General features: G+C 60.0%; 18 protein-coding genes, 1 tRNA gene and 2 pseudogenes. 10 read left to right on the forward strand and 11 right to left on the reverse strand.

The genetic code is table 11. The features are described from left to right. Window positions 1-20: 20 nt before the first annotated feature. From WGT02_RS13840 to WGT02_RS13860, 5 genes are all read left to right on the forward strand, one after another. Entirely contained in the window at window positions 21-857 is an 837-nt protein-coding gene (locus WGT02_RS13840) for a sugar phosphate isomerase/epimerase (protein ID WP_208250195.1), read from the forward strand. 29 nt (window positions 858-886) lie between these two features. After that, window positions 887-2,014: an S-(hydroxymethyl)glutathione dehydrogenase/class III alcohol dehydrogenase gene (locus tag WGT02_RS13845; RefSeq protein ID WP_024312687.1), complete on the forward strand. Its 1,128-nt coding sequence runs from the start codon at window positions 887-889 to the stop codon at window positions 2,012-2,014. A 492-nt stretch (window positions 2,015-2,506) separates the two neighbouring features. Beyond that, on the forward strand, window positions 2,507-2,821 hold the full coding sequence (locus WGT02_RS13850; protein ID WP_024319060.1) for a MocE family 2Fe-2S type ferredoxin: 315 nt from the start codon (window positions 2,507-2,509) through the stop codon (window positions 2,819-2,821). A 6-nt stretch (window positions 2,822-2,827) separates the two neighbouring features. After that, the gene (locus tag WGT02_RS13855) at window positions 2,828-4,051 is read left to right on the forward strand and encodes an NAD(P)/FAD-dependent oxidoreductase (RefSeq protein ID WP_208250193.1); all 1,224 of its coding nucleotides are present in this window, start codon (window positions 2,828-2,830) and stop codon (window positions 4,049-4,051) included. A 44-nt stretch (window positions 4,052-4,095) separates the two neighbouring features. Continuing rightward, entirely contained in the window at window positions 4,096-5,097 is a 1,002-nt protein-coding gene (locus WGT02_RS13860; protein ID WP_208250192.1) for a Gfo/Idh/MocA family oxidoreductase, read from the forward strand. A gap of 620 nt (window positions 5,098-5,717) precedes the next feature. Here the strand turns inward: WGT02_RS13860 and WGT02_RS13865 are convergent. From WGT02_RS13865 to ltrA, 3 genes are all read right to left on the reverse strand, one after another. Continuing rightward, entirely contained in the window at window positions 5,718-5,951 is a 234-nt protein-coding gene (locus WGT02_RS13865) for a hypothetical protein (RefSeq protein WP_024319057.1), read from the reverse strand. A 194-nt stretch (window positions 5,952-6,145) separates the two neighbouring features. Next, complete coding sequence (locus tag WGT02_RS13870; protein WP_318246550.1) at window positions 6,146-6,754, reverse strand: BA14K family protein; 609 nt, start codon at window positions 6,752-6,754, stop codon at window positions 6,146-6,148. Window positions 6,755-6,873: 119 nt separating this feature from the next. Beyond that, a complete protein-coding gene (gene ltrA / locus WGT02_RS13875) occupies window positions 6,874-8,223 on the reverse strand; it encodes a group II intron reverse transcriptase/maturase (protein ID WP_375678400.1) in 1,350 nt (449 codons plus the stop codon). A gap of 677 nt (window positions 8,224-8,900) precedes the next feature. Between ltrA and WGT02_RS13880 the strand changes: the two genes are divergently transcribed. Then, window positions 8,901-9,302: a hypothetical protein gene (locus WGT02_RS13880; protein WP_208250190.1), complete on the forward strand. Its 402-nt coding sequence runs from the start codon at window positions 8,901-8,903 to the stop codon at window positions 9,300-9,302. 49 nt (window positions 9,303-9,351) lie between these two features. Here WGT02_RS13880 and istB (WGT02_RS13885) read toward each other — a convergent pair whose 3' ends face one another. The 3 genes and pseudogenes from istB (WGT02_RS13885) to WGT02_RS13895 form a co-directional block, all read right to left on the reverse strand. Next, a complete protein-coding gene (gene istB / locus WGT02_RS13885; protein ID WP_208245060.1) occupies window positions 9,352-10,146 on the reverse strand; it encodes an IS21-like element helper ATPase IstB in 795 nt (264 codons plus the stop codon). Then, window positions 10,136-11,656 (reverse strand): IS21 family transposase, encoded by a 1,521-nt coding sequence (gene istA, locus WGT02_RS13890; RefSeq protein WP_208180357.1) that lies wholly within the window; start codon window positions 11,654-11,656, stop codon window positions 10,136-10,138. Before istA (WGT02_RS13890) ends, istB (WGT02_RS13885) begins: the two co-directional genes overlap by 11 nt. 112 nt (window positions 11,657-11,768) lie before the next feature. After that, window positions 11,769-12,296 (reverse strand): annotated as a pseudogene (locus WGT02_RS13895) (IS630 family transposase); the annotation flags it as partial. A gap of 28 nt (window positions 12,297-12,324) precedes the next feature. On the opposite strand from WGT02_RS13895, the gene WGT02_RS13900 reads away from it, so the two are divergent. After that, window positions 12,325-12,609, forward strand: coding sequence for a LexA family transcriptional regulator (locus WGT02_RS13900; protein WP_225039569.1), 285 nt, complete (start codon window positions 12,325-12,327; stop codon window positions 12,607-12,609). Between the two features lie 865 nt (window positions 12,610-13,474). On the opposite strand, the pseudogene WGT02_RS13905 reads toward WGT02_RS13900, so the two are convergent. Beyond that, window positions 13,475-13,816: pseudogene (locus WGT02_RS13905) on the reverse strand (DNA cytosine methyltransferase); the annotation flags it as partial. 328 nt (window positions 13,817-14,144) lie between these two features. Here WGT02_RS13905 and istA (WGT02_RS13910) point away from each other — a divergent pair. The 3 genes from istA (WGT02_RS13910) to WGT02_RS13920 all read left to right on the forward strand — a co-directional run bounded on the left by istA (WGT02_RS13910) (window position 14,145) and on the right by WGT02_RS13920 (window position 17,431). Continuing rightward, a complete protein-coding gene (gene istA, locus WGT02_RS13910; RefSeq protein WP_208245170.1) occupies window positions 14,145-15,617 on the forward strand; it encodes an IS21 family transposase in 1,473 nt (490 codons plus the stop codon). Beyond that, window positions 15,614-16,510: an IS21-like element helper ATPase IstB gene (gene istB / locus WGT02_RS13915; protein WP_208245168.1), complete on the forward strand. Its 897-nt coding sequence runs from the start codon at window positions 15,614-15,616 to the stop codon at window positions 16,508-16,510. The genes istA (WGT02_RS13910) and istB (WGT02_RS13915) overlap by 4 nt, the downstream gene beginning before the upstream one ends. A 324-nt stretch (window positions 16,511-16,834) precedes the next feature. Next, a complete protein-coding gene (locus WGT02_RS13920) occupies window positions 16,835-17,431 on the forward strand; it encodes a hypothetical protein (RefSeq protein ID WP_225039672.1) in 597 nt (198 codons plus the stop codon). Between the two features lie 540 nt (window positions 17,432-17,971). On the opposite strand, the gene WGT02_RS13925 is transcribed toward WGT02_RS13920, so the two are convergent. From WGT02_RS13925 to WGT02_RS13940, 4 genes are all read right to left on the reverse strand, one after another. Further along, window positions 17,972-18,047 (reverse strand) — tRNA-Lys (locus tag WGT02_RS13925). A gap of 124 nt (window positions 18,048-18,171) precedes the next feature. Beyond that, a complete protein-coding gene (locus WGT02_RS13930) occupies window positions 18,172-19,083 on the reverse strand; it encodes a PhzF family phenazine biosynthesis protein (RefSeq protein ID WP_208250188.1) in 912 nt (303 codons plus the stop codon). 66 nt (window positions 19,084-19,149) lie between these two features. After that, entirely contained in the window at window positions 19,150-19,896 is a 747-nt protein-coding gene (locus WGT02_RS13935) for an NUDIX hydrolase (RefSeq protein ID WP_208250187.1), read from the reverse strand. Next, window positions 19,893-21,002, reverse strand: coding sequence for an endonuclease/exonuclease/phosphatase family protein (locus tag WGT02_RS13940; RefSeq protein WP_208250185.1), 1,110 nt, complete (start codon window positions 21,000-21,002; stop codon window positions 19,893-19,895). The genes WGT02_RS13935 and WGT02_RS13940 overlap by 4 nt, the downstream gene beginning before the upstream one ends. Between the last annotated feature and the right edge of the window lie 45 nt (window positions 21,003-21,047).

The following is a 21,047-nucleotide window of genomic DNA, read 5'->3' on the forward strand; positions in this document are numbered from 1 at the left end:
CCGAACCTGTGGAGGCGCCGATGCAGTCCCTGTCCGTCTTCCAGTCTCTCTGGGCAATGGAGCGCCGCAGCGCCATCCAGCCGGAACTCTCGCTTGAAGAGAGCATCGAGCGGATTGCGGAGACAAGTTTCGACGGTGTGAGCGCCCATTGGTTCGACCGCGGCTACGTCAGGCGCTTGCACTCGCTGCTAAGGTCACATGGACTGAAGGCTGAGGGTCAATGCTTCCCGAAGAGCGTGGACGATCTCAAGCCCGTGCTGGAGAACGCTGCCGAATACGATGTTGCCCACATATGTCTGCAACCCGACGTCCGGCTTCGCCGCATCGAGGACTGTCTTCCGTTGCTCGAGGGCTGGCAGCGACTGAGTGATGAGGCGAAGATTCCGGCCTATATCGAGACGCATCGCGACCGGATGACGACCGACCTCTTCTTCACGCTCGATCTCTTGGATCAACGTCCCGGTCTCCGGCTGCTCGGCGATCTTTCACACTTTCTTGTCGGGCGCGAATTTGCCTGGCCGGTATCGGCCGAGCACCATGCCATGATCCAGCGCATCCTCGACAGCTCGTGGTCCTTCCATGGACGTGTCGCCTCGCGCGAACAGGTGCAGATAGAAATCTCGTTCCCTCACCATCAGCCATGGGTCGATCTCTTCATGGACTGGTGGGACTATGGCTTTCGGAGCTGGCGCCGCCGGGCCGGGCCCGATGATACACTCGCCTTTACCTGTGAACTCGGCCCAAAGCCCTACGCCATCACCGGCCGTGACGGCGAAGACACCACCGACCGGTGGGAGGAAGCACTGCTGCTGAAGGAGCGGGTGACAGAACTCTGGGCACACACCGCTGACAATTGACCGTAAGTAACGATCTGGGAGGAATACAAATGGACGTTCGCGCCGCCGTTGCCGTACAAGCTGGCAAACCGCTCGAAGTGATGACCGTGCAGCTGGAGGGACCGCGGGCCGGCGAAGTGCTGGTCGAGGTCAAGGCGACCGGCATCTGCCACACCGACGACTTCACGTTGTCGGGCGCCGATCCGGAAGGTCTGTTTCCGGCAATCCTCGGCCATGAGGGCGCCGGCATCGTCGTCGATGTCGGTCCCGGCGTCACGTCGGTGAAGAAGGGCGACCATGTCATTCCGCTCTATACGCCGGAATGCCGCGAATGCCCGTCCTGCCTGTCGCGCAAGACCAATCTGTGCACCGCGATCCGCGCCACCCAGGGCCAGGGCCTGATGCCGGATGGCACCTCGCGCTTCTCGATCGGCAAGGACAAGATCCATCACTACATGGGCTGCTCGACCTTCGCCAACTACACGGTGCTGCCGGAGATTGCCGTTGCCAAGGTCAATCCCGACGCCCCCTTCGACAAGATCTGCTACATCGGCTGCGGCGTGACGACCGGCATCGGCGCGGTGATCAACACCGCCAAGGTCGAGATCGGCGCGACCGCCATCGTCTTCGGCCTCGGCGGCATCGGCCTCAACGTCATCCAGGGACTTCGCCTTGCCGGTGCCGACATGATCATCGGCGTCGATCTCAACAACGACAAGAAGGAATGGGGCGAGCGCTTCGGCATGACGCATTTCGTCAATCCCAAGGAGGTCGGCGACGACATCGTGCCCTACCTCGTCAACATGACAAAGCGCGGTGCCGACCAGATCGGCGGCGCCGACTACACCTTCGACTGCACCGGCAACACCAAGGTCATGCGCCAGGCGCTGGAAGCCAGCCACCGCGGCTGGGGCAAGTCGGTCGTCATCGGCGTTGCCGGCGCTGGCCAGGAGATCTCCACCCGGCCGTTCCAGCTGGTCACCGGCCGCAGCTGGATGGGCACGGCCTTCGGTGGCGCCCGCGGCCGCACCGACGTGCCCAAGATCGTCGATTGGTACATGCAGGGCAAGATCGAGATCGATCCGATGATCACCCACACGATGCCGCTCGAAGACATCAACAAGGGCTTCGAGCTCATGCATTCCGGCGAAAGCATCCGAAGCGTGGTACTTTATTGAGGACCGACCTGGGTTCGGTATCGTTTGTACGGGGCTGAATCACACCCGAGAAGACCTGCCCATACCCGGCATGAACGCGCCGGCCACAAGGGCGCGCGCCCGCGATAACAGGCACGATCCACGTATGTGGGCGGCCGTTTGGCTGGAGACAGTCTCTGGCGGGCGGTCGCTCCCGTGGCAACGGCGGCGCGCCGTCCTCTGGATTATCGGCTGTAGGCTGGCTCGCCATGAGAGAGGACGTTTTTTCATCACGAGCCGATCCCTTTCCGCGCTCGTCCTGAAGCCGCCCTCCGATGCCCCGCGGTGGTCCAACCTCTCGGGCGTTCTATCGGGCCCGCTCAGATGCTCACCACTGACAGCTTTGCGGATTGCCTTCGGGATATGTACCGAGGCACGCTGCCAGCGTCTGAGGTTTTTTGATCATTTTTTCTGCCGCGCCGGCCTGCGTTTTGGCCTAGCCTCAATCAAGCAATAAAAGCTTGGGAGGATCGGATGAGCGCGTGGATTAAGGCCTGTGGAATCGATGACATCGACAATGAGGACGTGATCCGTTTCGATCACGAAGACAAGTCCTTCGCCATATACAGGAGCCCCGATGACAGCTTCTACGCGACCGATGGGATGTGCTCCCACGAAAAGGTTCATCTCGCCGACGGGTTGGTGACAGAGAACATCATCGAGTGTCCAAAGCACAACGGCAGGTTTGACTACCGCACCGGCGAGGCACGCGGAGCACCCGTGTGCGTCAATCTCAGGACCTACCGAACGAAGGTGGAAGACGGCAGCGTCTATCTTGGCTTGGAGTGACGCGCGATGGAGGAATTTGTCATCGTCGGAGGGGGCCAGTGTGGCGCCAGAGCAGCGCTCGCACTGCGCGATCAGGGATTTGATGGTCGCGTCACCTTGATCGGAGAGGAACGGCACCTTCCCTACGAGCGTCCGCCCTTGTCAAAAGAGCATCTGATGTCTTCGGCGGGTATCGAGCCTCCTTTCATCGTCAGCAGTACCGTCCTCGCAGAGCGATCGATCGCGATGCTGACCGGCGATGCGGCTGTCAGACTGGACCGTGAAAGCCACTCCGTGCAATTGGCGAGCGGACGCCGCGTTTCCTATGACAAATTGCTGCTCGCGACAGGTTCGTCCCCTCGACGGCTCTCCTCCGTGGAAGGCATGGACCATGTTTTCTATTTGCGCACGCATGACGACGCGCAGCGCCTGTCGCAACGTCTTGTCGCCGGAGGGCACCTGGCGATCATCGGCGCCGGCTTCATTGGTTTGGAGCTGGCGGCAGCGGCCAGGAAAAGGGGCCTCGAGGTCACGGTCATCGAAGCGCTGCCGCGCATCTTGATGCGGGCGGTACCGGAGGAAATCGCAGCCAACGTTCATGCGCTCCACGAGGCGCATGGCGTACGCATCCTTTGCGGTACAAGCGTCGGACAAGTCGCAGCGCATGCGGCGGGCGTCACCCTCTACGTGAACGGCGGCGAAATTCTCGACGCGACGAGCCTGGTCGTCGGGATCGGCGCCGAACCCCGGTGCGAACTCGCACGTCAGGCAGGGCTCTCGGTCGAGAACGGCATTGCCGTCGACGTCGCACTCCAAACCAACGATCCGGCAATCTTCGCCGCCGGGGATTGCTGCTCGTTTCCCTACGAAGGCAAGAGGATCCGTCTGGAAGCATGGCGCAACGCGCAGGATCAGGGTGTGCACGCGTCGGCCAATATGCTGGGCGCGAAAAAGCCCTACGAGATCATTCCCTGGTTCTGGTCGGACCAATACGATTTCTCGCTGCAAATCGAAGGCTTAGCCAATGAAGCGACAAGCACGATCATTCGGCAGATCGACGAGGAGACGGTGATCCTGTTCCATCTCGCCGACGATCATCGGCTGCTGGCGGCGAGCGGTTGGGGACGCGGCAATCGGATTGCCCGGGACATCAAGATTGCCGAGATGTTGATCACACAGCGCGCCAAACCCGCGCCAGACGCGTTGTCATCGCCTGCAGTGAGCTTGAAATCTCTCCTGTCGCGGTCATAGACTTGCCCGGGAGGCAGGGTGGCGATTTTCGAATGGGAGGGTCAATGAAAGAGATCAGGATCGGTATCATCGGAACCGGCGTTATGGGTGCCGATCACGCGGCTATTCTTGCCGAGGGCGTTGCGAATGCCAGGCTGGTTGCCGTTCAGGATTTCGATCGCAGTCGAGCCGAAACGATTGCCGCATCCCTTGGTGTACGGGCCATTGCGGACGCGGACACACTGATCGGCGATCCCGACATCGATGCCGTGATGGTCTGCTCACCAGACGGCACCCATGGGTCGCTAGCGTTGAAGGCAATTGCCGCCCGAAAGCCCGTCCTCGTCGAAAAACCGCTGGCAGGAAGCCTGGAGGATGCCGAGGCAATCGTTCGAGCCGAAGTCGCAGCTGGCCGTCGTCTCGTGCAGGTTGGTTTCATGCGGCGTTTCGATGCAGGCTACAGGGAGATGAAACAGGCGCTTGCCTCCGGCGAACTCGGGCGACCGCTGTTCTTGCACTGTGTTCACCGAAACGCCGTCGGGCCGGATTACCTCACATCCGAATTGGTGATTGCCAATTCCGCCGGCCACGAGTTCGACATCGCGCGGTACCTTCTTGACGACGAGATCACCTCGGCGATCGTCGCCAGCCCTCCGGCAACTCGAAACGCCCCGAACAGGCAGCCGCAGTTCATTCTGCTGCAGACCGGATCGGGTGTGGTGGTCGACATCGAGGTCTTCACCGACGCGCAGTACGGATACGACGTGCGGGCTGAACTTGTCTGCGAGGATGGAACCGTTGCTCTCGACCCAAGCCCGGCGACGACGCTGCGCGCCAAAGGCCACGACGGATTCCGAACGCCTGCCGATTGGCGGCCACGGTTCCGGCAGGCCTATCGTGCGCAGTTGGAAGCCTGGACGGCAGGCATTCTCACACAGAAGCCATCAGGCTCAAGCGCATGGGACGGCCATATGGCGATGCTGGTGACAAAGGCCTGCCTTCAGGCCTGGAAGACGGGCACCCGCGCCGCCGTTGAAATCCCCCAAAAGCCGCCCCTGTATCGGTGAGACGGAAACCTGGCGGAGAAATCAGCTGGCCGCCAGGGCTCAAGGACGGAATGGCGTGCCAGCCATGAAGGAACGAGAAGAGCCCGCTTCACACGCGAGGCTGGTCTCTATCGGCAAACCGTTCTGTACCGAGTGATGTAGTGATTATGGCTTCGATGCTGGTAAGGCACCGTCCAGCACACGTCGCGGTAGGCGTAGCGTTGGCGGTCATAGTTACGGTACCTTGGGCCGTATCGGTAATAGCGCGGTGGTGGCGGATCGTCATAGTACCTCGGGCCGCCGGAACCGAACTCGAAATATACACCTTGCGCGTCGGCAGGAGCACTCATCAGTACTGCTGCGAGGCCGGCCACTGCGAGAATCAACCGTTTCATGGTCAGTCTCCTTTCTCTGGAGATTCAACGCCCCAGGCCCGTGTATGGTTCACGCGTTTGGGGTCCTATAGGACCTAAGTCCTACAAGTGACACCCCTCCCGATGGAACAACCGCAGAAGAAAAAGCCCCGCGGTGTTGACGGGGCTCAATATCGTGACATCTCAACAACGTGCCTAGCGAAGGCGACACGACCTGGATAAAACCGCCGCTGGTTCGCTTCTGTTCCTGACCGTTGTTCGTATTGTCTACGCAGGTCGATGTGTGAGCCCGCGCGCCACGTCGATCAGCGCGCGCAACTGCTTCTCGTCCTGGACTCCCTGCCGATAGAACTCGATGATGATTGAGGCAATCCGCTCGGACTCATCCGAGGAGGCTTCGATCCCCTGTTCGTTGCGGATGTGATCAAGCACGCGGTGGCAGACCGACAGATCCTTGGAATGCAACGGTTCGTCGCGGCGGCTGTAGCGCTTTTGAGACATGGTGGATCCTCCCTCCGGAGGCAGAAAGGAGCCCCGCAGGACGCGGGGCAAATGACAGGGACATTTGGAAAGGCCAAGGCGCAGTGTGAGAATCGCCTTGGAACTGTGTCTAGAACGCGGCTACAGGCTGTTGGTTCCCATAGTAGCGTCTCCCTGCAGGGAAATGTCCCTCGCTCAAGCTCCACGGAATAGTCTCATCGGCTAGCAGTCTCGGCACTCGCGTCCCCGGGAAATGGCGAGATGCATTCGCGCCTCGGACCGCTATATGGCTGGTATGTATTATCGTCCACCCGATAAGAGGCATAACGCGCAGAACACCACGCGGCGTGGCCCGCGCTCCCACTCACCGACCCCGTGACTTCCATGGATGGAGCGGCGAATGGAGACACGCAGGTGCGAATTTGGCCGCTGTAGGCGCGATAGGTGTCACCGGCCGGATCGCAGGACCGGTACCGAGACACGCACCATTCTCCGTGCTCACGCCGTAGCGACGCCTCGGCGGCATCTGACGATACGCCATCGGACGCGGAATTGGCCGCAAGGTTCGCCCTGGACTTGGGCGCTGTCGGTTTAATGGGATAGGCTGCCGAGACAAGGGCCTCGACCCGTTCGAATTTCTGGCTCCTGGGATCCACCGGCTCGGGAACCGAGGTCCAAAGGTCCGGTGCATCCAGGTTTGCAAAGTGCTGCCCTTCAGGCATGGCGAGAATGTAGGTAGCGGCCGCGGCTCCGATGAAACAGGCCCCAACCACCGTGACGGCACCAAACAGCATCGTCGCAATCGTTTTCAGAACAGCCTCCATGCGCTCATCGCTACCTCCCGCCCGACTTACAAGGCACTGGGTCACCGGAGGCAGTCACCCGCCCCCGGTTCCCACAGAACGTAGCGTGCGGATTTCCCGCACTACGCTCTTCGGCAGCTTCACAGCACCGCGAGTGCTTGCAGCTTCCCGTAAGGAAGCCGCAGCTTGGGTCGCAGCAGCGGGTTCCGTTCTTTGATCTGGTTGAAAGTGTCCCATGTGAGGCGGCCACCATCTCGGCTGCGGCTGCGTAACATTCGGCACCAGTACCGTTCCGTGGCCCGATACACCTTGAGCAGCGACCGAAGGTTTCCGGCGATGCCATAATAGGCGTAGTGGCCACGAAGAGCAGCGTTGATTTCGCTGACCTGGTCCCTGATGACGTAATGTCGAACTTGCCGCATCAGCTCCTGCAGAGACGAGAGACTACGTCGAAGCCGAGACTTCTCCGTGCGCATCCCGACCTTGAAGTTACCCTTTTGGTTCCGCGAGCAGTACAGCGTCATGCCCAGAAAGTAGATCGTCTCCGGGCGATTTCTGCCGCGTTTGCTCGCATCTCTCTGAGCAAACCGACCAAACTCGACCAACTTGGTCTTGCTCGGCTCAAGAGTGAGGCCAAACTTCCCCAAACGATGACGGAGAGCGTCCTCGACGCGGAGCGCATCCGATTGATGTTGGAAACAGATCACGAAGTCGTCGATATAACGCACCAGCCGGGCTTCGCCCTTGAGCTGGACCTTCACCACGCGCTCGAACCAGAGGTCGAGCACATAATGGAGATAAACGTTGCTCAGCAAAACGCTGATCGACCCTCCTTGAGGAGTTCCTTCATCACTCGGGTGGACAGCCCCGTCCTCAAGGACGCCTGCTTTCAGCCAGCGCCTGATCAAGCTGATCACGCGCGGATCCCCGACTCGATGCTCGACAAACCGGAGCAGCCACTCATGCGACAGACTCCCAAAATAGTCCTTCAAGTCCGCCTCCAGCACCCAGCTCGTCCGGCCGCCGCAGATTGCCTCGTTGAGGGTCGACAGGGCATGATGAGCGCTAAGATGCGGCCTGCCGCCGAACGAGCAGGGCAAGAAGTCCTGCTCGTAGATCGCCGACAGCACCGCAGCTGTGCTGCGCTGAAGCGCCCGGTCCGAAACAGTTGGCACCCCGAGCGGGCGCTTCTCCGTCTTGCCGGGCTTGGGGATGTAAACGCGCAGCACTGCCGGCGCGCGATATCCCTGGCGGTGAATGGATTGGAGCATCGGCTCTATCCATTCTCCAAAGCTCTCCTTCGCCGCCTTCACCGTCTGACCATCCACCCCGGCGGCCGAGCGCTGCGGAATCCTCAACAGATTCCTCTGCACCCGTTCGCGCGTGATGTGATGGGCAAGCGACGTAAAGCGGAGTTTCGGCTCACACCGAGCTTTCGCTGCTATATGTTCAAGTCCCGTTTCCATGGTCAGCTGATCTTCCCTTTGCATGAAAGGCCGTGTCTCCCGTTGAATGGAGCCCATGTTGCCCAAAAACATTTCAACTACCGCTGACCGCTTCCCCATGTGGCCGGCTCTCCCGACCTCGGAGTACTATCAGTCAGTCTGACTTCCACCCGGTCATCAGCCCCTTCTCGCCTCATCGGCTTGGCAGGTCCTACAAGCTTGCGCTTGAACCGGTTGGATCTCCCTTGTTCACGTCAAATCCTTCGATTGCATGCTGGCGGTACGAACCCCGGGAGCACCTTGGACCACTCGCAAAGACGCGGCCTGCGATTCCGCCTTCCCCTTTGAGAGACAGGGTCGGCTACTCCGATCACGTTCGATTTCGGGGCTATCTATCCGTTCACGTATGTTCCGGCCTACAATCTCCTTGTCTACGCTTCGCAGCGGCCGTTACCGGACACCACGCAAGACTCAGTACACGGCTGCTCGCTAGGCTTTGCCGTGGCCGTCATCTCAGACGGCTGAATTCAACGCGCTTGCAAGGCGCAACTCTCAACCGAACTCGTCGTGATGCATTGTGGCGAGGAGCCCCCGATATGCCCACACGTATAGCGCGACGATCAGGATGAGACGCCGCATTGCCTCGCCAAAAATGCTCCTTGATTATTGGCCGTTGCCTCATCTGATTTGCTCCCAGCATTTGTGGGTGCGGAGCAAATCAGATGAGGCACATCAGCGTGACGACCAAGAAAGAATTGATTGCAGCTTTAGCAAAGCGCTACCTCCAAGGCAGCCGAGAGGAAAAATCGCGCATTCTCGATCAGTTCGTTGCGATCAGCGGCATGCACCGGAAACATGCGATGCGGTTACTCCGCGGCACACATAATCAAGTCGCGTCTCGACCACGTCCTCGGATCTATGACGAAGCCGCCCGCCAAGCGCTTATCGTGTTGTGGGAGTCGTCCGACCGTGTTTGTGGAAAGCGGCTAAAGGCGCTGCTCCCGACGCTGGTCATCTCCATGGAGCGGCACGGACACCTCAACCTGGATGACCGGGTTCGGGCTCTGTTATTGCAGATGAGCGCCGCGACGATTGATCGCGTGTTGGTTTCCACGCGGAACTGAGCCGGTTTTTCCACCAAGAAGTGAGCCACCTCTAAGTATGGTTTTCTGATCAGGATTTGGTCAAGGGATTGGCTTTTTCTCCTTTCTTCTGTGCTGCGGCAGCCGAGCTGGCTTTGAAGCGGAAGCTGTCGTTACCGGTTTCCAGGATATGGCAACGGTGGGTCAAACGATCGAGCAGAGCGGTCGTCATCTTGGCGTCGCCGAAGACGGTTGCCCACTCGCTGAAGCTGAGGTTGGTGGTAATCACGACGCTGGTCCGCTCGTAGAGCTTGCTTAACAGGTGGAAGAGTAGTGCTCCGCCTGAGGCGCTGAACGGCAGGTATCCCAACTCGTCCAGGATGAGCAGATCGAGGCGGACCAAGGTCTCCGCGATCTGGCCCGCCTTGCCTTTAGCCTTCTCCTGCTCGAGAGCATTGACCAGTTCGATGGTCGAGAAGAAGCGGACCTTTCGGCGATGATGCTCGATGGCTTGGATTCCAAGAGCGGTCGCGACATGCGTTTTTCCAGTGCCAGGGCCACCGATAAGGACAACGTTCTGCGCCCCATCCATGAACTCGCATCGGTGCAGTTGGCGCACGGTGGCCTCGTTGATCTCGCTGGCGGCGAAGTCGTATCCGGAGATGTCTTTGTAGGCTGGGAAGCGAGCAGCCTTCATGTGATAGGCAATCGAGCGGACCTCACGCTCGGCCATCTCGGCTTTCAGCAACTGGGACAAGATTGGCACGGCCGCATCGAAGGCGGGAGCACCTTGCTCGATCAGGTCCGTGACGGCCTGGGCCATGCCATACATCTTCAGGCTACGCAGCATGATGACGACGGCAGCACTTGCGGGGTCATGACGCATGACGACCTCCTACGATCCGGACCCGCAAGCCATCGTAGCGTTCTACATTGGCCTTGGGTTCGCGCAGCAGGGTCAGTGCCTGTGGCGTATCGATGTCGGGACCGTCGGTCGTCTTGCCATCAATCAGCCGATGCAGCAGGTTCAACACATGCGTTTTGGTCGCCACGCCTTGATCCAGAGCCAGTTCCACGGCCCTGACGACGACCTGTTCGTCGTGATGAAGCACCAGAGCGAGGATGTCGGCCATCTCACGATCACCGCCGGGGCGGCGAAGCATCTGATCTTGCAACTGTCTGAAGGCCAGCGGCAATTCCAGGAAGGGCGCACCATTGCGCAAGGCACCGGGTTTGCGCTGGATGACGGCAAGGTAATGTCGCCAGTCGTAAATCGTTCGTGGCGGCTTATCGTGGCTCCGCTCAATGACCCGCTCATGCTCGCATAGGATATTGCCCTCGGCCGCAACGACCAGTCTCTCGGGATAAATGCGCAGGCTGACAGGCCGGTTCGCAAACGATGCTGGCACACTGTAACGATTGCGCTCGAAGGTGATCAGGCATGTCGGTGAGACGCGCTTGCTCTGCTCAACGAAGCCGTCAAATGCGGGTGGCAGTGCCATTAATGCTGCCCGCTCATCAGCCCAAACATCTGCGATTGTGCCGGGCAAGGTGCCATGCGCCGTCTCCCGCCACAGGTCCTGGCAATGCTGTTCCAGCCAAGCATTCAATACCGCCAAATCCGGGAAGTCAGGCATCTGTTGCCACAGTCGTGGGCGAGCATCCTGGACGTTCTTCTCGACCTGCCCCTTCTCCCAGCCGGCAGAGGGATTGCAGAACTCTGGCGCAAAGACGTAGTGGTTCGTCATCGCGAGGAAACGGATGTTGACCTGCCGCTCTTTGCCGCGACCGACACGATCGACCGCCGTCTTCATGTTATCGTAGATGCCGCGACCAGGTACGCCGCCGAACACACGGAAGCCGTGCCAGTGGGCGTCGAAGAGCATCTCGTGCGTTTGCAGCAGGTAGGCCCTGACCAGAAAGGCCCGACTGTGCGACAACTTGATATGTGCGACCTGAAGCTTCGTGCGCTCGCCGCCGATCACGGCATAGTCCTCACTCCAATCGAACTGGAATGCCTCGCCTGGGCGGAAAGACAGCGGAACGAATATGCCGCGGCCCGCTGTCAGCTGCTCAGCCCGCCAGTCGCGGGCGAACGCGGCGACCCGACCATAGGAGCCGGTAAAGCCGAGAACCACCAGATCCGCATGAAGCTGCTTCAGCGTTCGGCGCTGCTTGCGCGACCTCCCGGCCTCGGTCTTCAGCCAGCCAGCAAGTTTGTCGGCAAAAGGATCGAGCTTGCTCGGACGTTCCGGTACCGTGAACGTCGGCTCGATCGTACCAGCGCTCAAATACTTCGCGATCGTGTTGCGTGACAGCCCAGTGCGCCGGCTGATCTCGCGGATCGACTGCTTCTCGCGCAGCGCCATCCGACGGATGATGTTTAAAAGTCCCATGTGGATCACTCCGTGGCCCCCGTCGCTCACCGCGTTGGGGGGAAGGTTCACATGGCTCAATTCTCAATGGAAATTATGCGCCTAACCGGCTCAGTTCTGCGTGGAAACCAACATCAGGCGTCTCTGCGTAGAGGTCGAGAACATCCTCCATGCGCGCGACGTATTCCCCATCGAGCTTTGGGATGCACCACATGTCTTTGCGCCAAGGTTTGAGATGATTCTCAGCCAGCCGGCGACGTACGGTCTCCGAGGACAACTCGTCATGATCGGTGAGTCGGACCATCTCATCGGCCAGAAGCTCCAGGGTCCAGCGGGCTCGCCCGGGCGGCGGCTTTGAGCAGGCGGTCGCCACCAACAGCGCCTCCTCCTTGCTCGATAGCTTGCGCTCAACACCCGGGCGCGGTTCTTCACTGAGCGCGCCTTCCAGATTGGCTTCCACAAACCGGCGCTTGGTCCGGTAAATCGTCGATCCGCTGACGTTCAAGGTTGCCGCGATCACCTCGTCGCTGAAGCCTTCGTCCGCCGCCACCAGGATCTGGGCGCGCTTGATCTTGCGCGACGCATGGCGTCCCCCGCTCAACAAAACGGCCAGTTGATCACGTTCCGATTGGCTAAGCTCTACGTGAAACTTTATATTCATCGACACCTCCTTCAGCGCGGAGACGCAGATGAATCCGAAAATGAGTCCCTCACTTGACCCGCAAGCCGCAACGGCAAGACATGGCCTTACGCAAGTCCAAGGCCAGTACCTGGCCTTCATCTACGCCTACAGCCGCATCTTCAAACAGCCTCCGGCCGAAGCCGACATGCGTCGCCACTTCGCCGTTACGGCTCCGTCTGTTCACCAGATGGTGCTGACCCTCGAGAAGGCAGGATTTATATCCCGCGTGCCAGGCGCAGCACGCAGCATCCAACTTCTCATCCCACCAGAAGACTTGCCCATTCTACGATAACCCAACCCGTCATAATCTCTGTGGCGCGGTACTAGTTCAGTCTTGAGGCGTTGCCTCGAATTGTTGCCGGGCTACCCTCCCGGCTCGACCGCTGTCCCAAGGCCCAAAGCCGTGGTCTCTCAGATCGGCGGGCAGCCGCGGGCGATATTGCATTTACCTCGGATCTTAAAAGCTGCATGAGCCGTCGCCTCTGGCCTTGAAGCCATCTGCGCAGGCGATGTTCAAAGGTTCGTTCAGCGAGCGGGCCCCCGGCCCACCGGGGGTACATGACGAACTGATTGCGGCGAGCAAGAGAAAAGCGAAAGCGGCTATTGGCTTGTGCAAGCGGATCATGGGAACTCTCCAAATTGAGCATCCTAAAAGGCCTGACCGCCGAAACCTTCCGATCCCAAATAAATCGGTGTCAGTTCCGGGTTCGGACCTGCTGAAACAGCTAAGCGGCGGTAGCATCCCATGTCCCCAAAAGGTCACGTTGTTCAAGCGCTGCGCAGAAAGGTCAAGGGACAGCCCATGACAGGATGAAACTATACTCGCCTGTTGGAAAGAGAAGAGGCGAGAATCCATGTTTTTGAAGGATATGTACGACGAACCGCTTGAGCGAACTTGGTCTTGCCTCGAACTTTGAGCTCGTCGATCACTGTAGGGCGAACCACTCGGAGAGACCTAGCCAGATGTTATCAGACCTTTATGCCGTCTGATTTCGGCGAGCTTGTCTCTGCTTGCGACGTTCGTTCTGCTCTGCGGCCCAGGAGAAGTCATGAGCCTCGATGTCAGCGGCCGAAATGAAAGCCCCGGGAGCCATCCCCCTTTCGGAACCAGGCGACGAAGCCGCCGGGAACGGGGTGAGCGCCGATCGAGAACTCGTTCATTCGGCTGCCTCCTGGTACTGGACGAGGTGCTGGCAATTTGCTCCGACGATTGCGGCGGCGACCGGCGGACATACCGAGTTGCCCACGCACGACACCTGAACGTTCTTCGGGAATGGCCGGCCGTTGAGGTCGCTGTCGATCCTGTAGTCTGTCGGGAAGCCTTGAGCGTTGTAGAGCTCGCGCGGGGTGAGCATCCGCATACCGATGTCGACGATGACGAACTCCGAGCTACCGATGGTGAGCGTCACGAACTCTCGTTCATCCCAGAAGCCGTATGAGCGCATGAAGTCAGCGAGACGACGGGCGCTATCAACCTGATCCTCAGTGAAAGAAGGAGCATCGGCAGTTGGCCGCCGCGTATGACAGCAGAGCTCGCCGCTGGGTATTGCGGGGAAAAACACGTCGAAGACTTCCTCGATCGCGTCGGGACCACCTACGCTGCGCGGCGACAAACAAGGTGAGACTCAGCGTCAATCAGGATGAGACTCGGCGGCGGGGGTGTGACGAAGGGAGGGCGTAGCCCGACTGGAGTTACACCCCCGCCGCGGCGCAATTTTTCGGCGTCTCATGATCGCGGTTGGCCCGGTAGCGTCGGTGATTTTCTGAGAATGGAGAATCACCTTTGTGCCGGGTCGCCATGTAACCGATCATCAGACGAGGCTTTTTATGAAGTACCGACAAAACAACCCCATTGAGGTCGCTGCCGCCAAGGCGTCGATCAGCCGGGCGACGGCTTACCGCATCGAGAAGGATGCGCGTCTTCCATCGCAGACCAAGCCGCCGCGCGACCGGCGTCGCCCCGATCCCCTTGAGCACATCTTCGACGCCGAGGTTGTTCCGCTCCTCAAGGCCGCGCCCGGCATCCGAGCGGTCGCCGTTTACAACGAGATGCTGCGGCGTCATCCAGAGCTGTCAGAAGGTGTTCGCCGTACGATTGAGCGTCGTATCCGATCATGGCGGGCTGTTCACGGTCAGGAGCAGGAAGTGATCTTCCGTCAGATGCACGAACCCGGTCGGTTAGGACTGTCGGATTTTACCGACATGGGCAGCCTCGGCGTGACGATCGCCGGCCAATCGCTCGATCATCTGCTTTATCACTTCCGGCTGGTCTGGTCGGGCTTCGAGCATGCCCATGTCATCCTGGGTGGAGAGAGCTTCGTCGCTCTGGCCGAGGGGCTGCAGAACGCCCTGTGGTCGGTTGGCGGTTCGCCGCTCTATCATCGCAGCGACAGCTTATCGGCCGCCTTCCGCAACCTCGATGCCGACGCCAAGGTCGATCTGACGCATCGCTACGACGAACTGTGCGCCCATTATCGCATGACGCCGACGCGCAACAACAAGGGCGTCGCGCACGAGAACGGCTCGATCGAAAGTTCCCACGGCCATCTCAAGAATGCGATCCGCGATGCTCTGCTGATGCGCGGAACCAGGGACTTTGGCGACCTCGGATCCTATCGCGCCTTCATCGATGAGATCGTCAGCCGCCGCAATGCCGCACATGGCAAGCGCATCGATGCCGAGCGCACGCATCTGCAAGCTCTTCCCGATCGTCGCACCACCGACTTCGAAGAGGTCATCGTCACCGTATCGAGCACCGGCGGCTTCGCCTTGCGCAAGGTCTTCTACACCGTGCCTTCCCGTCTGATTGGCCACCGGCTGCGGGTGCGTCTGTTCGACGATCGCCTCGACGTCTTCATCGGCGGCACGCATCTGCTGACATTACCCCGAGGCCGCGCCCATGCGAGTGGCAAGCACGATCAAGTCGTCAACTATCATCACGTCATTCATTCCCTGCGCAAAAAGCCGATGGCGCTTTTGGGGCTCGTCTATCGCGACAAGCTCTTCCCCAGGCCGGAATATCGCAGGACTTTCGACGCGCTCATCGAGCAACTGCCCGAGCGGCAGGCTTGCAAGATCACCGTGGAACTGCTTGCCTTGGCTCACGATCGCAGTTGCGAGCGTGAACTGGCCGAGGAGCTTGCCAAAACGCTCGACGCCCACAAACTGCCTGATCTGGCGGCTTTGAGAGCGGTCTTCAGCCCGGACCCGGATCAGTTGCCGATCGTTCATGTGCAACTCGCGTCGCTCAATGGTTATGAAGCCCTGATCGGCACGGCCTATGCGGGAGAGGTCGCATGAAGAGCAACATCCACACAGTCGATGAAGCCCGCCTCGGCATCATGCTCAACGAACTGAGGCTGCCGACGATCAAGACGTTCTGGCACCAATTTGCCGAGCAGGCCGATCGGGAAGGATGGCCTGCTGCCCGTTTCCTCTCGGCCATCGCCGAGCATGAATTGGCCGAACGCGCCCATCGCAGGATCGAAAGACACCTCGCCGAGGCCCACCTGCCACCCGGAAAGACGCTCGACAGCTTCGCCTTCGACGCTGTTCCCATGGTCTCCAAGGCCCAGGTCATGGCGATTGCAGCCGGCGATAGCTGGCTCGCCAAAGGCGCCAATATCCTGATGTTCGGTCCGCCCGGCGGCGGAAAGAGCCATCTCGCCGCAGCCGTCGGCCTCGCGCTAATCGAGAACGGCTGGCGCGTGCTCTTCACCCGCACGACCGATCTCGTCCAGAAGCTTCAGGTCGCGCGGAGGGAGCTTCAGCTCGAAGCCGCCATCGCAAAGCTCGACAAGTTCGATCTTCTCATCCTCGACGACCTGGCCTACGTCACCAAGGACCAGGCCGAAACGAGCGTGCTCTTCGAACTCATCTCCGCAAGATATGAGCGGCGTTCCATCATGATCACCGCCAATCAGCCCTTCGGAGAATGGAACCGCGTCTTTCCAGACCCGGCCATGACGCTTGCCGCGGTGGACCGACTTGTCCATCACGCAACAATCTTCGAGATGAATGTCGAAAGCTACCGGCGGCGTTCGGCCATGGAAGCCAAACGCCAGCGCGGCAGGCCCGCCTCATTCGCGACAATCAAAAGCTCTTCCCAGCTTGTCGCGGAGCGGCAATCAGAACACGATGAAACTCTTGCCAGCGACAATCAACATGATAACTTCGCTCCAACCGCGACATAAGAATCTCATCCAGATTGTCGCTCGCGTCTCATCCTGATCGTCGCGCTATACTACGCGGCGCCACGAGTGGTTGACACGACCCGCCGTAAGTTTTGGTATCGGGATGATCTAGACCGCGCGATGAACATCGGCGTGGCTGAAACCGCATCCGGCATAGGAGCTAGATTCCGTGAAAAGATCAGGGAAAAGCGGAACAGTCGATCTGCCTAAGCACGTTCACCGCGTGACGAAGCGCCGGAGGAACGGCGCTGAGGCTGTCTATACCTTCTACACCCGCTTCAGAACACGAAGGCCGCCTGGCCTTCAATCGCGCTGCCAGAACCGTTGGAGCGGGAGTTTCAGACCAGAGCGGCTATATGCGAAGCGCTGGAGCGCGATGACAGAGGTTTCCTGCTTGATGGGAAGCGCCTACCCAACCCGATAGATCGAGACTTCTGGCCAGCGGCGGAGAAGGCGTTCGAAGCGCTCCTGAAGCGCGGCCGTGATGGCATCAAAGACTTCAAGACAATGGTCGGGGCCTTCCAGGATGAAGGCAAGCCGTTCTGGTCGAGCCTCGCGGCATCAACGCAGCGCGGCTACAAGGCATCGGGAAAGATCTTGGAGATGGTCGGCGATGACCTGCCCGCCGATCTGACGACCGTCGAGGCCCAGCCGATGATCGACGAGCTTGGCGAGACACCAGCAACTGCCAACCAGTTCCGCGCCTTCTTGTCCCGCCTGATGGCTTGGGGAGTGCCCCGCGGTTACTGCACCGCGAACCCTGTCGAGCACACCGAGAAGATCCCAGGTGGCGAGCCGTGGGTACCGTGGCCGAACTGGGCTTTCGAGATCCTCTTCGAGCACGCGCATTCCACATGCAGATTATCGCCATGTCCGCCTTCTTCACAGGCCAGCGCCAAGGCGACGTTATCGCCATGCTGAAGCCCAAGGCCGGAGAAACGACTATCGCCGTCAAAGCACAGAAAACAAAGAAGACGGTTTGGATCCCGATCCACTCCGCCTATCGGAAATGGATCGATCGCGTCCCGTCGAATGACAGCGTTGCTGCACGCCGGATCGCGCACGAAGTTCTACAAGACCGCCGACGGCTTCCGCACTGAATGGCAGAAGATGATGAACGAAGACGCGTTCAAGCGCTTCCGCGAAGAGTGAATTGTCTTCCACGGACGGCGCAAAAACGCGGTGATAAATCTGCTGGAAGTGGGGTGCACAGAGAACCAGGTGGGGGCGATCTGCAACATGTCTGCGCAGATGGTTCAGCACTACGGGAGGGAGGTTGCGCTACGCAGTTTGGCGCGTGATGCGATGAAGCTCATGGAGAGCCCGCTGGAGCGAAATTGAGCCCGCCGCATTCCGGAACAGGGACGGAACATGAATTGGAAACCGTTTCCAATTTCTTTGAAACTGGACAGCCGAAAACGTCTGAGTCATTCCATATTGTGTAATGATTTCAAGAGGTTTTGGTGGGTGATGTAGGGCTCGAACCTACGACCCGCTGATTAAGAGTCAGCTGCTCTACCAACTGAGCTAATCACCCGTAACCGCCGTGTTGCGCGGTGTGAGGGGGCGTATAAACAGGATCGTTCGGCTTGTCTAGCGCCTGCCTGAAAATTCTTTGGTTAAATGCGAAGATTTTTGCGCATGGCTGAAATGCAATGAAATCAAAGGTCCAGCGTTCCGCTTGCAATACGCACCGCCTGCCCGCCAATCCGGGCATTCGAGATCGCTCCGCCTTCGACATCCATATGCAGGTGGATGAAGGACGGTCTGCCCATTTCCACGCCCTGCTCGATCATCACCCCGTGGTGCCCGTCCGTCAGGCGGTCGAAATGGTGAATGGCACCGGATAGCGCGGCCACTGCCGACCCGGTGGCCGGGTCTTCAACGATCCCCATGCCGCTCTTAAACATCCGCGCGTGGAACTTTGCGACATGGTTCACTCCGCCCCGACAATAGATGTAGGCCGAGGCAAGTGCGCCGTCGACGAAGGGAACGGTCGCTTCCCAAAGTTGCGGGTCGAAATCCATGCGCTGCGCGGCGCCGACGTCGTGAACGGGAACCATGAGGAAGGGCACCCCCGCACTCCAAAGCGACGGAACGTGATTTTCAAAGCCGATCTCCGTTGTCTTCAGCGACAGCGCATTGGCAATTCCAAGCTTGTCGAGGGGCATGGCGATCTGCTGCGACTTCCGCGGCAGGTCGAACTCGGCAAAGCTCGCCTCACCCTCCCGCAGCCGAACGGCACAACGCACCGGCCCGACATTTTCCTCCAGCACCGAAACGAGATCGATGGTTGAGTTGCCGTGCGCCCGCTCGGCCAGAGCGATCGCCGTTCCGACCGTCGGGTGTCCTGCAAAGGGCAACTCGCGACCGGGGGTGAAGATGCGGATTTTCGCCGTGTAGGCGGGGTTGCCCGAGGGCTGAACGAAGACCGTTTCCGACAGGTTCGTTTCCTTGGCGATCGCGTGCATCGCGTCATCGCGCAAGTCGTCGCCATCGAAGACGACGGCAAGCGGGTTTCCGGCGAGCTTGCGGTCGGTGAACACGTCGTAGACGCTGTAGCTGCGCGCCACATCGGCCTCCCCTGTCTCGGTCCTCGTGTCGCCAACCTGCCCGACCGGAAGACCGAGTGCAAGGCGTTAAGCGCCCTGCTTCTCTCTGAAGTACCAGTCGATGACGGGGAGCATCGCAATATTGTACGGGTAAGCCTTGGGATCGGCCGACCGAATCGCGATGGCGCCGGCAATCTCCTTGTCATCGGCAACCAGCATGTGTGCGTGGATCCTCTCAATCATCTCTTCGGCGGTCAGGCCGAAGCGGAAGAGACGCAGCACCGTTACGGTGCGCCTGACGTGGCTCGCATAGTACCGATCGCCCGCCTGGGCAACGTTGAGGTCAAGCCCCGTCTCCTCCATCACCTCGCGACGCATGTTGCCTTCGACGTCGCAGCGGTCGCCGGAAACGTCCTCGAGCTCCAGCGAGCCGGCTGCGAAATACACCTGGCCGGGATTGGCTGTATGGCTCCCCATGCGGATCGCCACCAACGCGCCGTCGGATGCCTCGAGAACGGGATAGGCAAACAGATGGATGCCGCCGTGCCGGCTCGCCTGACGGCGCCACCACATAAATGTCGAAAACGGTATGACGTGGCCTTCGCCGGCGATACCGCTGTCGGTCAGCGCCAGCCGCCTCTGAAAGACCATCCGGCCGTCGAACAACGCCGGGTTCGCGGCGGTTTCCCGTTCCCAATTTTCCCGGATCGCCTCGCCCTGCTCGAGATAGAAGGGGTGGTCACCCGACAGGACGCGGAGGTCCAGGCCAGCAATCGGGAATACGGTCTGCTCCGGCGGCCAGCCGGCGAAATCTTCTGAAAAATGAACGTTCATATCAGATTCAATGTCATGACAACGGGGCAATGGTCGGAAGCTTTCGGTCGATCCCAGCCCGTGCGGGGATAACGCTCGACCTCCTGACCAGGTGGGAAGACCGTCCGGTAGGGCTGTCCATGCCGAACGATCTCCGGTATGCGGCTGGCGTTCGTCCTAGCAAGTGCGGCGGACAGCCAGATGTAATCGAGCTGACACAGCCATTGTTCTTCGGGTCCGCGGGCGTGGTAGAGCGTCCAGCGATCGAGTGGATCGCGGCGGCGGACGACGTTCTCCGTAAAGCCGTCATGGCTGAAGACATCGAGTGCGCTGACACTCTCGTCCCGATGCTCGAAACGGAATCCGGTGCGGCGGCGCCCGATGACATCGACGCGCTCCTGATAGTCGTTCATATCGCCGCAGATGACGAACCGCTTGTCTTCGATGCGACCGCCGAATCGATCCTCGATGATGCGGCGCACCGCCAACGCTTCTGCCCGCCGCACCGGCATCGTGCCGAGCCTGCTGTCGACGCCTTCCGTGCGCGGTCCGTCCATCGATTTGAAATGGACGACATAGAGCGATAGCGGGACACCACCAATCAGCAGATCGAACTCCAGGCAATCGCGCTTGAAGATCTTGTCGTCGATGCGGTTGGTAGGCGCCAGTTGATCGTTGAAGAGCCCGAGATCGCGATAGGTGAGCATGGCATGGCTCCTGATCTGCTTGAGCTCGATCTTCTGGCCGTCACGCGTCTCTTCCCGCATCAAAACAGCGACGTCGATGCCGCGACTGTCATTACCCTCGACGAGATATTTCTGCCGGTAGCCGTTGCCGACCATCCGGAACAGATAGCCATACTCGAAGGCCTGCAGCGCCTCCATATTATCGACCTCCTGCAGGCACAGAATGTCGGCATCGGCGTCTGCGATCGCCAGGGCCGTCATCTGCCGCGTATCGTCGGTCGAGGAAATCACCCGCGCCTGTTCGAGCTGCTGGTAGACGCCTTCGCTACGCACCTCGAAAAGCTTGATCACGCGGTCCTGCCGCAGCTGGTTGCGGAAGCCCGTGAAGTCGAAGCGCGTCATGAGATTTTCGACGTTGAAAGTAGCAAGGCGAAGCGACATCGAGCATTTCCAATTGACGTTGCGTCATTAGTAGTGGCTAAGGCC

The organism is Rhizobium sp. T1470 (assembly GCF_042140505.1).
GTDB classification, from domain to species: domain Bacteria; phylum Pseudomonadota; class Alphaproteobacteria; order Rhizobiales; family Rhizobiaceae; genus Rhizobium; species Rhizobium favelukesii.

Coding starts and splice junctions, on each gene's coding strand:
- WGT02_RS13900 (WP_225039569.1), top strand. CDS start 12,325: ATGAATCCGAAAATGAGTCCCTCACTTGACCCGCAAGCCGCAACGGCA.
- istA (WP_208245170.1), top strand. CDS start 14,145: ATGAAGTACCGACAAAACAACCCCATTGAGGTCGCTGCCGCCAAGGCG.
- WGT02_RS13850 (WP_024319060.1), top strand. CDS start 2,507: ATGAGCGCGTGGATTAAGGCCTGTGGAATCGATGACATCGACAATGAG.
- WGT02_RS13840 (WP_208250195.1), top strand. CDS start 21: ATGCAGTCCCTGTCCGTCTTCCAGTCTCTCTGGGCAATGGAGCGCCGC.
- istA (WP_208180357.1), bottom strand. CDS start 11,656: ATGGGACTTTTAAACATCATCCGTCGGATGGCGCTGCGCGAGAAGCAG.
- WGT02_RS13880 (WP_208250190.1), top strand. CDS start 8,901: ATGAGGCACATCAGCGTGACGACCAAGAAAGAATTGATTGCAGCTTTA.
- WGT02_RS13935 (WP_208250187.1), bottom strand. CDS start 19,896: ATGAACGTTCATTTTTCAGAAGATTTCGCCGGCTGGCCGCCGGAGCAG.
- WGT02_RS13855 (WP_208250193.1), top strand. CDS start 2,828: ATGGAGGAATTTGTCATCGTCGGAGGGGGCCAGTGTGGCGCCAGAGCA.
- istB (WP_208245168.1), top strand. CDS start 15,614: ATGAAGAGCAACATCCACACAGTCGATGAAGCCCGCCTCGGCATCATG.
- WGT02_RS13870 (WP_318246550.1), bottom strand. CDS start 6,754: ATGGAGGCTGTTCTGAAAACGATTGCGACGATGCTGTTTGGTGCCGTC.
- WGT02_RS13865 (WP_024319057.1), bottom strand. CDS start 5,951: ATGTCTCAAAAGCGCTACAGCCGCCGCGACGAACCGTTGCATTCCAAG.
- istB (WP_208245060.1), bottom strand. CDS start 10,146: ATGCGTCATGACCCCGCAAGTGCTGCCGTCGTCATCATGCTGCGTAGC.
- WGT02_RS13940 (WP_208250185.1), bottom strand. CDS start 21,002: ATGTCGCTTCGCCTTGCTACTTTCAACGTCGAAAATCTCATGACGCGC.
- ltrA (WP_375678400.1), bottom strand. CDS start 8,223: ATGCAAAGGGAAGATCAGCTGACCATGGAAACGGGACTTGAACATATA.
- WGT02_RS13845 (WP_024312687.1), top strand. CDS start 887: ATGGACGTTCGCGCCGCCGTTGCCGTACAAGCTGGCAAACCGCTCGAA.
- WGT02_RS13860 (WP_208250192.1), top strand. CDS start 4,096: ATGAAAGAGATCAGGATCGGTATCATCGGAACCGGCGTTATGGGTGCC.